Source organism: Yinghuangia sp. YIM S10712 (assembly GCF_051388935.1).
GTDB lineage: Bacteria > Actinomycetota > Actinomycetes > Streptomycetales > Streptomycetaceae > Yinghuangia.
In genome coordinates this window covers 1,060,467-1,074,753 of the sequence record NZ_JBPKBI010000001.1, presented here as the reverse complement: position 1 = coordinate 1,074,753, position 14,287 = coordinate 1,060,467, and the positions used below count along the sequence as shown (strand labels likewise).

Sequence of the window (14,287 nt, the reverse complement as noted above, 5' to 3'; positions counted from 1 at the left end):
GCCGGCCCCCACGGCAGCGGTCGGCGGACCGTCACGACCTGCCGTCGGGCTGTTCCGGCAGCCAGGTCCTCGTCAGCCGCACCGCGCCCGCACGGGCCGCGCGGCGCTGGGCCTGGTGTTCGGTGTCAAGGTGGTCGTGCAGCTCGGCCAGATCCTCCTCGCCGCCGCACTCCCCCAGCCCGATGAGCAGGCCCGGGACCATCCCCGGGGCGGGCGGGAGTTCGAGGAGCCGACGGTACGCCGCGGCCGGGTCGGTCCCGCCCGCGACAAGCCTTCTCCGCGCCGCGGCACGGACGTTCGGGGACCGGTCGGCGAGTGCCGAGGCCAGCGGAAACGGGTCGCTGAACGGCGGCAGCGCCTCGACCGCACGCTCGCGCACCAGCGGGTCGGCGACCTTGAGCAGGCGAAGTGCCGTGCGGTCGCGGTGCCGGCCGCGGACGCGGCGCAGCAACTCGTGTCCGGCGGCGGCCCGGCAGGAATGGTCCGGGTCGCGCAGCGCGGTACGCAGCAGCAGCGAGTCGTCCGCGATACCGAGCCCGCGCGCGAGTTCGTGCCCGAAACGCCGGAGCTGCGGGGTGGGCGACGCCGCCAGGTCGCGCGCGTGGCCGTGGCGACGGGTCGGGAGGTGTTCGGCCCGGTAAGCGTCCCGGTAAGCGTCCCGGTACACCTCGAAGATGCCCTCGGACCGCGCGCGTCCTCGCCGTGCGTCGAGGATCGGCACGACCGCGGCGGCCTCGTCCGGTTCGAGCCGCCACATGAGTCCGATGCGGGCCCGGTGCCGCACCGACTCGACCCAGTCGTCCGTGCGCAGCGCCAACATCGCCGCGGCCAACGGCCCCGGCACGCCGGCCAGCCGGATCAGCGCCTCCTCGCGCAGCCCGCCGTTCTCGTCCATGCTCGACAACGCGGCGACGCCCGGGTGTCCGCTCCGCCGCAAGAGCTCACGCCGCTCCTTGAGGCCGCCCGGATCGGCGAGCGGGCCGAGATCGCCAAGATCCCCGAGGTCACCGAGACGATCCGCCGGTCGGGCCAGGGCGTCGAGGTCGACCAGCACCGACGCGGGCAACCCGGTCATCACCTCCGCGACCGCGTCGTGGTCCCTCGCGTCACCGAGCGCCGCTGCCCGGAGCACGGCGAGCAGCCCGGCGATGTCCGCGCGCGGGTACCCCGCGGCCGCCATCGCCGCGGCATCCGCCAACGCCCGCTGCCCCACACCGTGCACCACGACCGCCTCCTCACCCCCACACCGTCACGCACTTGCCGTACGCGACCCGCAGGTATCAGAGTGCCGCACACTCCCGGGGGACCGCGCACGCCATCCCTTCGAACATGCGAACGCCTTCGCCGGGAACCGGACACACCCGGTCCCCGCCGCGCGGGCTTCGCACGGTGAGCGCGAGGGGACGCGAACCCGCGACGTGTCCGGGCACATCCCCGCTCACGAAGCCATCTCCTCCCGCAGCGCCCGCAGCAACCGCCGGGCGCGGTCGGCCAGTTCCGGCGGCCCGTGTGCGACGACCGGTCCGCACCAGTGTTCCGCTCCGGCGACGTCGCCGGCCTTGAGGGCCAGCACCACCAAGCGCATCGCCGCGCGGCCGTGGCCGTGTTCGGCCGCGATGCGCAGCCAGGGTTCGGCGCCGTCGAAGTCGCCGCGGCGCAGGTGGGTCAGGGCGAGGTTCCAGGCGCCCGCGATGCTGCCCGCGTCGGCGGCCGCGCGGAAGCGGCGGGCCGCGGCGGCCTCCGCGCCGCGGCGGGCCAGGAGCACGCCGCAGCGCAGCATCGCGGTGACATGCCCGGCGTCGGCGGCCGACGCGTACCAGTGCTCGGCACCGTCGCGGTCGCCGAGCCGGGCGAGGATGCCCGCGAGGCGCACCGCGGCGATGGTGCGGCCTTCACCCGCCGCAATGCGGTAGGCGCGTACGGCCGCCTGCTCGTCGCCCCGGCGTTCGCGGATCAGACCGAGTTGCAGCGCCGCGTCCGGATGCCCGCCCTCGGCCGCGCGTTCCCAGCAGCGTTCGGCCGCCGACTGGCCGTCCGACGTGGTACGACGCGCGTAGAGGATGCCGAGGTTGTAGGCCCCGTCGAGGCTTCCGCCTTCGCTCGCCCGGGCGAACCAGACCTCGGCTTCCTCGGCGTCGCCGCGGGACAGCAGCAACCCCGCGAGCGCGTTGGCCGCTTCGGCGTGGCCCGCATACGCGGCCATGCGGTACCAGCGCTCCGCCGCCGCGTCGTCGTCGCGGGCGGTGTGCAGCAGGCCCAGGTTGAAGGCGCCGTTGGACTCCCCCGTCGCCGCGGCCTGTTCGTACCAGTGCGCGGCCTCCCCGTCGCGTCCCTGCGCGGCCAGCAGCGCGCCGAGCGCGTTCGCGGCCGTGCCGTCGCCGGCTTCGGCCGCGTGCCGCCACCAGTGCGCGGCGGCCTCGGCGTCGCCGGCGTCCTGGCGGAGGAATCCCAGAGCCCGCGCCGCGCCCGGGTCGCCCTCCTCGGCCGCCAGGCGGTACCACTCCTCGGCCTCCACGACGTCGCCTGCCTGCTGGAGCAGCCGTGCGAGCCGGACCGCGGAAGCCGTGTGCCCGCACGACGCAGCCCGCAAGTACCAAGCGGACGCACCGCGTTCGTCGCCGCGTTCATGGTTCAGGCACCCGAGGCGGTACGCCGCCTCCGGATGCCCCGCCTCCGCCGCACGCCGGTACCACCGCTCGGCGGACTCGTGCCCCTGCTGCTCGTGATACTCCCCGAGCACCAGCGCGGCTCGTACGTGGCCCGCCTCCGCCGCATTCCGCAGCCAGTACAGGGCCTGGTTCAGGTCCTCGCTGTCATGTTGTCCGGCGGCCTGCGGCACGCTGTCCAACAGCAGCGCGCCGAGCGAGAACGCCGCGATCCGGCTGCCCGCCTCGGCGGCACGGAACCACCAGCGCCGCGCCTCCGGAAGACGATCCTGACGGTGCATCAGCACCCCCAGATTCGTCGCGGCGCCCCGGTGTCCCGCCTCGGCGGCCCGGCGCAACCAGGCCTCCGCCTCGTCTTCCTCTCCGCGCCGCAGCAGCATCAGGCCGAGTCGGCTCGCGGCGGTCGCGTCGCGGCCCGCACGTTCGCGGTACCGGCGCTCCAGCTCGGCGAGTTCGCGGCGGTCCAGGTCCTCGTCGGACGCCGCGTCGGCGCCGGCCAGGCCGCCATCGGACGCCCGGCGCGGACGGAACGGCACCAACACCGCGTAGTCGTCGGGCCGTTTGGCCGGTGGCACGGGCCCCGTTGAGGTGACAGAAGCGGAAGCGGGAGGAGTGCGCGAGGCGAACCGCGGTGCGAACGACGACGCGCGCGCTTCCCCACCGCCCCGGCCGAGTACGACGGTGTCGGGTCCGTCGGGCGCCGACTCGTAGGCGTCGTACGTCCCTTCGCCCGGGTCCCCGACCTGATTTCGGGCAGGGCGAGTCGGCGGCTGCGCGGACGCGCTCCGCTCTTCTCTGCCCCGCCGTGCCCCCATGCATCCATCGTCGCATCAACGGACGCAGCCGGTAGGGTCGATTTCTCGATAGAAAGATGACAATGCGGTGTCGCAACGACGAAGGTCCGATCACCTTTTGGTGATCGGACCCTCATTCGTGGTAGCGGGGACAGGATTTGAACCTGCGACCTCTGGGTTATGAGCCCAGCGAGCTACCGAGCTGCTCCACCCCGCGTCGGTGAACCCAACAGTACGGCACGACGCTTCGAGCGCCAAATCGTTTGCCGGCGCACGTCTTACCCGATCGAGCGACACCCGCCGCCGCGATGGAGGCCGAGGGCCCGACGCCGCGGTCGGCGACGAACGTCCGAGCCGACCGGAACGCCGAGCCGACCGGGCGCCGGGCCGACACGGCCACGTGAGTCATCGTGCGGCAGCCGCCCGCGACACATCCGGCCCGCACCGGAGTTGACGAGCGCTCAGATTCAGCCTGCCCTCATCCGCGCCCCTCCACCAGCGGCCCGCGCCGGACTTCGCTCGGCTTTCGAACACGACTGCCCGGCAAGGCAGTTCAGCATGATGTTCATCACACCGAAATGCCGCGGAATTCTCGCTTCCGCGAGAAAGCGAGAACCGGAGGCCCTTTCACCACCCGCTCTCACATCTCCGAATCGATATATGTCCACACGATAAGGGCGGTTTTGTTCCAACTGTCGCGTAGCCTGCGGATGTTTGGTGACCCGCGGCGTGAAATCGACGTCGCGACACCCGCAGAAGGCCCCCGGAGCGCGCCGGCCTCTTACCGGAGGAAACGGTCACGGAGGGCCGCCGATGGGGTACCGTCTGCTTCGTGGTCATACCAGGAATGGACCATTCGAGCAGGCCGCGCCGGGTTCCGATCCCCGCGGTCGACGCGATGCGGGGCGGCACCGGCGAACGGCTCGAACGGCACGTCGCTCTCCTCGGGCATGACCAGGCTCCGGCCTCGGTCCCCGAGGCTTCCGCCGTGGCCGCGCGCGAGTCGGCGAGCATCATCCAGGAGCTGACACCCCCGCGCCCCGCTCGGCCCAACCACCGTTTGGCCCGTGCGGTCCTGACGGCGCCGCTGCGCGGGCTCCGTCGTCGCGTCGCCCTCTGACGACCGGCACCCGCCCACCGCACACGGATCCCCCGACACCCCGCCGCACCCGACCGGGAACGACCGGTCGGGTGCGGCGTTTTCGCTTCCCCGGGCACCGAGCATCGCTCCGTCGCGCGGTAGGGCCCTCCTCGTGCACCGCTTCCGATCGGCCCGCGTGCGGTCGCTGAGACCGCCGGCGTGCGTTCGCAAGGCGCCGAACCCGCCCTCGGCCCGAAAGCCGGGGCCATGCCTCCCGGCGACCGTTCGGCGGCGCCGCGAAACAGCGTCGCGAAACGACGAAGGCGGCGCACATATCGTGCGCCGCCTTCGGTGTGGTAGCGGGGACAGGATTTGAACCTGCGACCTCTGGGTTATGAGCCCAGCGAGCTACCGAGCTGCTCCACCCCGCGTCGGTATGCCTTTACCTTACGCGATCCCCACGGAGAACGCCAACCGGGTTGCCCCGAGGCCGCCACACGCGGTGGAGGGCCCGGGACAACCCGGTCAGGCGCACTGCTCAGAGGCGATCGCGGCGGACCGCTATGGCGACGCGGGTGGAGACGTCGCCGGTGGAGACGTCGCCGGGGGAGACGTCGCCGGTGGAGACGTCGCCGGGGGAGACGTCGCCGGTGGAGACGTCGCCGGGGGAGACGTCGCCGGTGGAGACGTCGCCGCCGGCGGCGACACCGTTGCCGCGGCTTCCGCCTGGGCCGCCCTGGCCACCGCGTCCGCGACCCGGCGCTGTGCCTCCTGGTAGCCCGCGAGGTCACCGGCCTTCAGTGCGGCGTCCGCGTCGGCGATCGCCTTCTGCGCGTCCTCCAGCGCCTGCTTCAGCGGCGGACTCTGCGCCGGAGGCGTCGTCTGCCCCGGAGCGGGCGTGGTCTGGCCCGGGGCCGGGGTCGTCTGACCCGGCGTCGGCGTCGTACCCGGCGGCTGCGGGGTGGCGCCCGGCGGCGTCGTCGGTGTGCCCGGCGCCGTCCCCGAGAACAACGCGTTCAGCGCCGCGTCAAGGCTGTTCTCGATGACGACCTTGTTGCCGAACGCGGCGAGCACACTTCGCATGAGCGGATAACTGTTCGCGGTGTTCGCCCGCACGTAGACCGGTTCGACGTACAACATGCCTCCGCCCACCGGGAGACTCAGCAAGTTGCCGTACACCACTTGCGAGCCGCCGATTTGGAGGACGTTGAGTCTGTCCGCGACCACTTGGTCCGACGTGAAGTTGTTCTGCACCTGTTCGGGGCCCGGGATCTGAGTCTCCGTCGGCAGGGTCAGAAGTCTGATCCTGCCGTATTCCGGGCCCGGTTCGGCGTTCACCGCCATGAACGCCGCGAGGTTCTGGCGTTCCTTCGGCACGAACGTCGTGGTCAAGCGGAACGACTGCTGCGTCTCGGCGACTTGGCCCTGGGCCGGCGGCAGGCTCATGGACAGGTAGTACGGCGGCTGGTCACCGCTCGCCTGCCGCCCGCTGCTCGGGTCCCTCGGCACCTTCCAGAAGTCCGAGCCGTTGAAGAACGTCTTCGGGTCGGTGACGTGGTAGCGCGTGAGCAGTTCGCGCTGCACCTTGAACAGGTCCTGCGGGTACCGCAGATGCTCCATCAGCGCGGGCGAGATCTCCGACTTCTTCTCTACCGTGCCGGGGAACGCCTTCATCCACGTCTTGAGCACCGGGTCCTGCTCGTCCCACTGGTAGAGCACGACCTTGCCGCTGTACGCGTCGACGGTGGCCTTGACCGCGTTGCGGATGTAGTTGACCTGGCCGGTGTTGCCGACCGTGCCGCGGTTCTCGTTCTGCCGTACGAGCTCGTCCGTCGTCGCCTCGCCGAGCGTCGTCCGGGTCGCGTACGGATAGCCGTTCGTCGTCGTGTAGGCGTCGACGATCCACAGAATGCGCCCGTCGACGATCGCCGGGTACGCGTCGCCGTCGATGGTGAGCCACGGCGCGACCGCCTCGACTCGTTCCTTCGGCGTGCGGTTGTAGAGGATCTTCGACTTCTCGTTGATCGTGTCGGACAACAGGATGTTGCCCTCGGCGAACTTCGTCGCGTAGAGCAGCTTGTTGAACGTCGATCCGATCGGTACGCCGCCGTCGCCCTCGTACGTGTACACCTGCTGGCCGGCGGCATCACTCGTCGGATAGTCGATTTCCGTGGGCGTCGTACCCTGGGGCGCCCCGACGATCGAGTACTCGGTGGTCTTCTCACCGAAGTAGATGCGCGGCTCGTAGTGCCCGATCGTGCCCGAGCCGTCCGGCGTGATGTCCTTGTCCAGGAACTCCGGGTAGCCCTCGGCCGCGATCGTGTCGCCCTGCGCGGCGACGACGCCGTAGCCGTGCGTGTACTTCGTGTGGTCGTTGACCCAGTTGCGGGTCTGGCCGCCGTTGGGGTTGAGCTCGCGCAGCGCGATGACCGTGTCGGTCGTCTCGCCGCCCACCTTGTAGCGGTCGACGTCGAGCGTCGTGGCGAACCCGTAGTACTGGCGGAGCTGTTGGAGCTGCTGGAAGGTCGGGCCGACCACGTTCGGGTCGAGCAGGCGCACGCTGGCGACCGTCGTCGCCTCGTTCTTGAGCCCCGGGGCGATGTCCGTCTTGCCCGCGTAACCCTCGGCCTGCACGTCCGCGATGTTGTACGCGTCGCGGGTCGCCTCGATGTTGCGCGAGATGTACTTCTCTTCCTTGGCCTGCTGGTTCGGCTTGACCTGGAAGCGCTCCACGATGAACGGGTACAGCCCGCCGATCAGGATCGCGGACAGCACCATCAGGCCGAAACCGACGATCGGCAGCGCCCAGGTGCGCCGGAAGACGTTGACGAAGAACAACACCGCGCAGATCAGCGCGACGATGAACAGAATCGTCTTGGCCGGCAGCACGGCGTTGGCGTCGGTGTAGCGCAGGCCGGTGAATTCGGTCGCTTCCTTGAAGTCACCGGAGTGCACGGCGAGCGAATAGCGGTCCAGCCAGTAGGCGATCGCCTTCAGCAGCACGAACAGGCCCAGCAGCAGCGACAGATGGGCCTGCGCGGCCGGGGTCGCCCGGGCGCCGGGGCTCTGCACGCGCAGGCCGCCGTACAGATAGTGCGTGAGCACCGCGACGACCAGCCCGACGACGACCGCGACGAAGCTGAAGTTCACCAGGAACCGGTAGAACGGCAGCTCGAACGCGTAGAACGAGACGTCCTTGTGGAACTGCGGGTCTTTGACCCCGAAGGACACCCCGTGCACGAATTGCAGCCAGGTACCCCAGTGCCCGGCCGCGGACGTACCGGCGATGACGCCGACGATCAGCGACAGGCCGATGAGGATCCACATGCGGAACGGCGCGAGGGCCGAGCGGTAGCGGTCGAGGCTCTGCTGCTCCATCGACATGCCGCGGAACGCCGGGCGCAGTCGGTACGCGAAGTACATGTTCAGACCGACGGCGGCAGCCATGAGAAGGCCGAACACCAGGAACAGTCCGAGGCGCGTCCACAGCTTGGTGCGGAAGACACCGCCGTAGCCGACCGACTTGTACCAGAGCCACTCGGTCCAGAAGTTGGCGAACAGCACCCACGCGACGCCGACCACCACGAGGATGGCGAGCGTCAGCAGGAGTGTTCGCAGTCTGCGGGACGGGGCTCCCAATCTGATGCGGCGACCTCCTGGGTCGCCGCGTTCGGGCATCTGAAAAACCAAGGGTGCGCACCTCGATCATTACCTGGTTGCGCCCGGTCGGCGCTCGACTCGTCAACTTACCGAGCCCGGGCATGGTTCCCCACAGGCACCTCGGAACCACCCGGGCAGCCGGGCGACCGACCCGGCCCGCCGGTCGGTCGGGAGCAGTCCGGGATGATGGGGTCATGACCGTTGCACTGACCCAGGCCGTCGTCGAGATCGAACGCCACGTCGCGGCGCTCGGGTGGGACCAGCCCGCCCGACTGTACGCGCTCGTGGACACCGCCGCTCTGGTCCGCTCGGAACCACAGTTGGCGAAAGAGCTCGGCCTCGCAGCCGAGGAGGGCACACCGACCACGCTCACCCCCGTCGAGCAGGACGAGATCCCGGCCGAGACGCCGGTCGACGAATTCCTGGCCGGCATCGCATGGCCGGATCCGGTGCTCGGCTGCGCGATCGTGCTGGAGCGCCTGATGCTGCCGCCCGCCGCCGAGGCCGAGATGCCGGCGACCGGGTCCGACGAGGAGATCGCCGCGTGGGTGGCCGCGCGCCCCGACCGCCAGGAAGTACGCATCGCGGTGGGGGTGCTGCGCGACGGCAGCCGCGAGTCGGTGCTGCGACTGCGCGACAAGGACGCGGACACCGAGGTGCTGTCGGGAGCGGGCCTGGTCCCCGGTCTCGCGGAAGCGCTGCGCGCGACGTTCGCGTGACCGGCGTGCGGGAGCCGTGACGTACCGGTCGGGTCGTCAGCCGGGGCACTCGGTCAAGGTGCCCTGACCGGTACGGATCACATCGAGCGCGGCCACCGCCTCGTCCAGCGTCTCGACCTCGACGAGGGTGAGGCCGCCGGGCTTCTCCTTGGCCGCCTCGGTGCAGTTGGCCTTCGGCGTGAGGAAGTACTTCGCTCCGGCTCGCTCGGCGGCGATCGTCTTCATCTGCACGCCGCCGATCGGGCCGACGTTGCCTTCGTCGTCGATCGTGCCGGTGCCGGCGACGAACTTGCCGCCGGTGAGGTCGCCGGGCGACAGCGTGTCGATGATGCCGAGCGCGAACATCAGGCCCGCGCTGGGACCGCCGACGTCCTCCAGGTGGATGGTGACCTGGAAGGGGAACTTCGGCAGCACACCGGGGGTGATGCCGACGACCGCGCGGCCGTCGTCCTCGGCGGCCGCGGTCGCGACCGCGATGGTCCGCTGCGTCCCGCGCGCGTCGGCCGGATCGACCACGAACTGCACGGTCTCACCGGGCTTGTGCCGGATGATCGCCGCGCCGACCTCGTCGGGGGTGCGCACGGGAACGCCGTCGACGGACAGGATGATGTCGCCCGCGTGCAGGTGGCCGGTCGCGGGCATGCCCTTGGCCACCGTCGCGACGATCACCTGCTCCTCGACGGCGATGCCCAGCTTCCGGAACGCCGCGATCTTGGCGTGCTCCTGCGACGAGGTGAACTCCTCGGCGTTCTCCTGCTCGACTTCCTTCTCGGTCTTGTCGTCGGGGTAGAGGTCGCCCTTCGGCACGACGTCGGCGTCGCCCTTGACCCAGCCGACGAAGGCCGTGAGCAGGGGCATGTCGTAGCTCTTGCTGGTCACCGACACGGTCGTCATGTTGAGGTGCCCGGACGCCGGGTAGGTCTGCGCGCCGACGACCTCGATCACGGGCTTGCCGCGGTAGTCGCCGAGGGTGTTGACGGTCGGGCCGGGCGTCAGTTCGCCGTACGGAACCTTGGTGAACGCGGCGGCGCACGCGAGGGCTATGAACAACAGGCCGGTGACGACCAAGGTGGCGGTACGACGCGACATGGGCGCGAGACTACGGCACGTCGCCCTGTGCGGCAGCCCGGGGCTCGGCGGCGTCCGGCTCCTCGGGGAAGGCCAAGCGGTCGGCTGCCCAGTCGGTGGCACCGCCCGGCCGGCCGTTCCTTCCGTGCTTCCACACGGTGTCGGCGCGGCGGAAGCCGTTCCTGGTCGCGGCCGACGCATCGGGGGACTTCGCGGCGGGGGTCTCGGTCGCGTCACCGCCCACGACGCGCGTCAGCACGGCCTGGAAGTGTTCGTACTGGGCCACCGAGTCGCGCATGCCGAGCGGTTTCGGGGCGCGACCGCGCCACGCGGTCCACAGGACGACGGCCACGAAGGCCACCGCCGGGATGGCCCACCAACCTGCGATCGACGCCATGCCGCACCCCCGCCCGAAACCCAACGGAATAGTGCGTTAAGCGTATCTACGGGTCATCCGGGTCGCACGTCGGAAACCGGTGTGAACGTCACCTCGGTCAGCCGGCGCCTCGGTCGGCAGGCGCTCCCGGTCAGCAGGCGCCGACCCACTCCGACGTGCCGTCGGCGAAGTGCTGGTGCTTCCAGATCGGCACCTCGTGCTTGAGGGTGTCGATCAGGCGGCGGCAGGCCTCGAAGGCCTCGCCGCGATGCGGGCACGAGACCGCGACGATCACCGCGATGTCGCCGATTTCGAGCCGGCCCACGCGGTGCACGGCGGCCAGCGCCGCGACCGGGAAGTCGGCGGCCACCTTCTCCGCGACCCGCCGCAATTCGTCGGCGGCGCTGGGATGCGCGGAGTACTCCAGCGTCGTGACGCCCTTGCCGCCGTCGTGGTCGCGGACGGTGCCGACGAACAGGTCGGTCCCGCCTGCGGTCGGGTCGCCCACGGCCGCGAAGACCTCGTCGAGCGAGAGCGGGGTGTCGCGGATGTCCAACAAACGGATCACATCGGTGCCCATGCTCGCGCCCTCCACTGGCTCGTTGCCCACCGGTTCGCCCACCGGGTGCCCACCCGGCGCAGTATGCCTCGGCCCCGGCGCGGAGCGTACAGCGGCCCGGTCCGCGTCAGATGCCGCGGCGTTTGCGGACCTTCCGCACGATCGCCGCCGTACCGATGAGGGCGACCGTCGCCCCGGCGGCCCCCAGGGTGGTGGCGTCCTTGCGGCCCAGCCGGCGCGCCACCAGCGCGTGCCGGCCTGCGACGTCCTCCAGAAGCGACGCGAACGCCAGCTCGTTGGTCCACAACGGCCGCCAGCCCGCTTCCCGCAAGCGGGTCGACGGCACCACCCAGCCGTGCATCGTGTACGCCAGATCCCCCGCCGGTGCGGGGGTGAGGCCGAGCCGGTGCAGGCGCTCCGCGGTGCCGAGCGCGAGCGTCGCGGGCAGCTCCATGCGGCGCATGCCCGACAACTCCTCGATGTCCTCCTGTTCCAGCCACCCGTCGCAGCCGACCGTGACGACGCCCTCGACCTTGCCGAGCGCCGCGTACACGAGCGCCTCGGCCAGATCGTCGACATGGCAGAACTGCCACTTCGGTTGGCTGCCGGACACCACCAGCAGGCGCGGCGCCTCGAAGTGCCGGGTCAGCACGCTGTCCGCCTCGGGGCCGCCGACCAGCGTCGCCGGACGCACCACCGTGACGCTGAGCGCGCGATGCGCCTTCGGCGCGCGGGCGGCCAGCTCCTCGATCTCCAGCAGGTCGCCGACCAGCGAGGCGTCGGCGGTCGCCTTGAGCGGGGAGTCCTCGTCGAGCGGTGTCTCGTTCTCCGGCAGCGCGCCGTAGACCATGGCCGACGTGCACAACACGACGCGCGGCACCCCGGCCGCCGCCGCGGCGGTCAGGACCGTCTGGGTGCCGCGGACATTGCGGGCGCCTCGCGCGCGGGGCTCCGAGTCGAGCGACAGGTCCAGCGCGAGGTGCACGACGACGTCGACACCTTCGAGGCGGCCGGCCAGCGCGGGGTCGCGTACGTCCATGATCCGCCACTGCGCGCCGGGGATGTCGCCGCGCCGCTCGTCGATCGCGACAAGCCGTTTGACGTGCTCGTTCTCGGACAGGAGCATGGCCAGGCGGTGGCCCATGCCGGAGGCCGCGCCGGTGACCGCCACAACCGGGCGCGCACCCGGCCCCATCCCGCGTCGGGGGCTCTCGATGTCGTCCTCCTGGGGCGTCTCGGTCGTACGGTCCCGCCCACTCCGCCCAGAGCGAACGTGCGGAGGCTGGGAACTCACTGACCGCCTCCCGTGGTTAGTTTGGTATGTGCGGCTCGCCTGCGTTTACTGCGCTCACCATGGAGTACGCGTCCGGAAAGCCCGCAAGAGACGCAGCATCCGCAATCCATCCTGCCCGAGGTGTGGCCATGACCATGACACGAGGCGCCCCGGCGCGCTCCGACCGGTCCGCTGCCCGACCCCCGGGCCTGGTCAGACAAGGCGGGGCGAGCCACACAGGCGACCGCCCCCATACCCCCGGTGACGGGGGTCGGCACGGAGGTTGTCATGGGTGACTTCCCCTTCGGTTTCGGCAAGCCGTCGGGCGGCGGTGATCCCGAGCGTCGCGACCCTGATTCCTCCGACGCGTCAGGCGGGTCCGGAAGTTCCCCGGGCTTCGGATCCGGCAGCGCCGGCGGGTCCGGGGGCTCGGGCGGCGGCAAGGGTCCCGGAGAGCCGCCGGGGCCCGGTGGGCAGGGCGGTTTCGATCCGTTCGGCGGCGATCCGAACAACCCGTTCGGTGCGCTGTTCGGCAACATGAACCCGGCGGACATCGGCGCGGCGTTCCAGCAGCTCGGCAAGCTGCTGTCGTACGAAGGCGGGCCGGTCAACTGGGACCTCGCGCACGACATCGCCCGGCAGACCGTGGCCCAGAAGGGCGGCGACACAAGCGTCGGCACCGTCGACCGCACGGCGGTCGAGGAGGCCGTGCGCCTCGCCGAGCTGTGGCTGGACGAGGCGACACCGCTGCCGTCCGGCGCGTCCACGACGCTGGCGTGGAGCCGCGCGGAGTGGATCGAGGCGACCCTTCCGCAGTGGAAGGAACTCGTCGAGCCGCTGGCCACGCGCGTCGTCAGCGCGATGGGCGACATGATGCCCGCCGAGATGCAGCAGATGGCCGGTCCGCTGATCGGCATGATGCGCGGCATGGGCGGGGCGATGTTCGGGGCTCAGGTCGGCCAAGCGCTTGGCGCGCTCGCCGGCGAGGTCGTCGGCTCGGCCGACATCGGCCTGCCGATCGGCCCGGCCGGGCGCGCGGCGCTGCTCCCGGCGAACCTCGCGGCGTTCGGCTCCGGCCTCGGCCTGCCGCAGGACGAGGTACGCCTGTATCTCGCGCTGCGTGAGGCCGCCCACCAGCGGCTTTTCGCGCATGTGCCATGGCTGCGACAGCACCTGTTCGGCGCGGTCGACGCGTACGCGCGCGGCATCAAGGTCGACATGAGCCGCCTGGAGGAGGCCGCCGGACGCATCGACCCGACGAACCCCGAGGCGCTGCAAGAGGCTTTCACCCAGGGCCTCTTCGAGCCGGAGGAGACCCCCGAGCAGAAGGCTGCCCTGGCCCGGCTGGAGACCGCGCTCGCCCTCGTCGAGGGCTGGGTCGACGCGGTGGTGCACGCCGCCGCCGCGCCGCGGCTTCCGTCCGCCGCGGCGCTCCGCGAGACGCTGCGCCGCCGCCGCGCCTCCGGCGGCCCCGCCGAGCAGACCTTCGCGACGCTTGTCGGCCTCGAACTGCGTCCCCGCCGCCTGCGCGACGCGTCGCGGCTGTGGGCCTCGCTCGCCGACGCACGCGGCGCCGACGGACGCGACGCGCTGTGGGCGCACCCGGACATGCTGCCGACCGCCGCGGACCTCGACGACCCGGACGGCTTCGTCCACCGCGAGGAGCTGGACCTGTCGGGGCTCACCGCGCAAATGGACGCCGACCTGGAGAAGCTCGAAGAAGAGCGCGGCGAGGAAGGCCAAGGCGAACGCGGCAAGCCCGAGGAGGACGACGGCAAGGACCGCGGCGACGAGGGCTGAGACGCGCAGCGGACCGGTGCCGTCACGCATCCGGTCGGCGTGCCCGGTTGGGGCGCGTCGGCTGGGCGGTAAGCATCGGGCCCCTCGCGAATTGCGTGGCTGTCCCAGCCGCCGACGGCCGGCGGCCCGACTCGTTCCGTGCGCCGGTTCCCGGGCCGTCCGCGGTTCGCAGCGCCCGGCTGGTCCTCCGCGCAAGATCGGCGACCTTTCGGACCCGCATCGGGTCGTGCGGTCGTGTGGCACGAATGCGCACTGCGGTGTCGCCGCGGCGGAAGGGCAGGTTCTGGGAAG

General features: G+C 71.5%; 10 protein-coding genes and 2 tRNA genes. 3 read left to right on the top strand and 9 right to left on the bottom strand.

What is annotated here, in order from left to right; genetic code table 11:
• Nucleotides 1-31 precede the first annotated feature (31 nt).
• The 3 genes from ACRX5W_RS04980 to ACRX5W_RS04970 all read right to left on the bottom strand — a co-directional run bounded on the left by ACRX5W_RS04980 (nucleotide 32) and on the right by ACRX5W_RS04970 (nucleotide 3,677).
• Nucleotides 32-1,225, bottom strand: coding sequence for a hypothetical protein (locus tag ACRX5W_RS04980; protein WP_436786646.1), 1,194 nt, complete (start codon nucleotides 1,223-1,225; stop codon nucleotides 32-34).
• Nucleotides 1,226-1,438: 213 nt separating this feature from the next.
• Entirely contained in the window at nucleotides 1,439-3,241 is a 1,803-nt protein-coding gene (locus ACRX5W_RS04975; RefSeq protein WP_436786645.1) for a tetratricopeptide repeat protein, read from the bottom strand.
• 359 nt (nucleotides 3,242-3,600) lie between these two features.
• Nucleotides 3,601-3,677: transfer RNA gene (locus ACRX5W_RS04970), tRNA-Met, on the bottom strand.
• Nucleotides 3,678-4,292: 615 nt separating this feature from the next.
• Between ACRX5W_RS04970 and ACRX5W_RS04965 the strand changes: the two genes are divergently transcribed.
• The gene (locus ACRX5W_RS04965) at nucleotides 4,293-4,580 is read left to right on the top strand and encodes a hypothetical protein (RefSeq protein ID WP_436786644.1); all 288 of its coding nucleotides are present in this window, start codon (nucleotides 4,293-4,295) and stop codon (nucleotides 4,578-4,580) included.
• Between the two features lie 315 nt (nucleotides 4,581-4,895).
• On the opposite strand, the gene ACRX5W_RS04960 is transcribed toward ACRX5W_RS04965, so the two are convergent.
• Together ACRX5W_RS04960 and ACRX5W_RS04955 are read right to left on the bottom strand one after the other, a co-directional pair.
• Nucleotides 4,896-4,972 (bottom strand) — tRNA-Met (locus tag ACRX5W_RS04960).
• 130 nt (nucleotides 4,973-5,102) lie between these two features.
• A complete protein-coding gene (locus ACRX5W_RS04955; RefSeq protein WP_436786643.1) occupies nucleotides 5,103-8,219 on the bottom strand; it encodes a UPF0182 family membrane protein in 3,117 nt (1,038 codons plus the stop codon).
• 176 nt (nucleotides 8,220-8,395) lie between these two features.
• Here ACRX5W_RS04955 and ACRX5W_RS04950 point away from each other — a divergent pair, with 176 nt between their 5' ends.
• Complete coding sequence (locus ACRX5W_RS04950; RefSeq protein ID WP_436786642.1) at nucleotides 8,396-8,920, top strand: PPA1309 family protein; 525 nt, start codon at nucleotides 8,396-8,398, stop codon at nucleotides 8,918-8,920.
• Nucleotides 8,921-8,956: 36 nt separating this feature from the next.
• Here the strand turns inward: ACRX5W_RS04950 and ACRX5W_RS04945 are convergent, their stop codons facing one another.
• From ACRX5W_RS04945 to ACRX5W_RS04930, 4 genes are all read right to left on the bottom strand, one after another.
• A complete protein-coding gene (locus ACRX5W_RS04945; RefSeq protein WP_436786641.1) occupies nucleotides 8,957-10,009 on the bottom strand; it encodes a YlbL family protein in 1,053 nt (350 codons plus the stop codon).
• A 10-nt stretch (nucleotides 10,010-10,019) separates the two neighbouring features.
• Nucleotides 10,020-10,385, bottom strand: a complete 366-nt coding sequence (locus tag ACRX5W_RS04940) for a hypothetical protein (protein WP_436786640.1) — start codon at nucleotides 10,383-10,385, stop codon at nucleotides 10,020-10,022.
• A gap of 130 nt (nucleotides 10,386-10,515) precedes the next feature.
• Nucleotides 10,516-10,944: a molybdenum cofactor biosynthesis protein MoaE gene (locus tag ACRX5W_RS04935; protein WP_436786639.1), complete on the bottom strand. Its 429-nt coding sequence runs from the start codon at nucleotides 10,942-10,944 to the stop codon at nucleotides 10,516-10,518.
• Nucleotides 10,945-11,050: 106 nt separating this feature from the next.
• Nucleotides 11,051-12,118 carry an NAD-dependent epimerase/dehydratase family protein gene (locus tag ACRX5W_RS04930; RefSeq protein WP_436786788.1) on the bottom strand — a complete coding sequence of 356 codons (1,068 nt, stop codon included), beginning with the start codon at nucleotides 12,116-12,118 and terminating at the stop codon, nucleotides 11,051-11,053.
• A gap of 366 nt (nucleotides 12,119-12,484) precedes the next feature.
• Here ACRX5W_RS04930 and ACRX5W_RS04925 point away from each other — a divergent pair, with 366 nt between their 5' ends.
• Nucleotides 12,485-13,996 (top strand): zinc-dependent metalloprotease, encoded by a 1,512-nt coding sequence (locus ACRX5W_RS04925; protein ID WP_436786638.1) that lies wholly within the window; start codon nucleotides 12,485-12,487, stop codon nucleotides 13,994-13,996.
• Nucleotides 13,997-14,287: the final 291 nt, after the last annotated feature.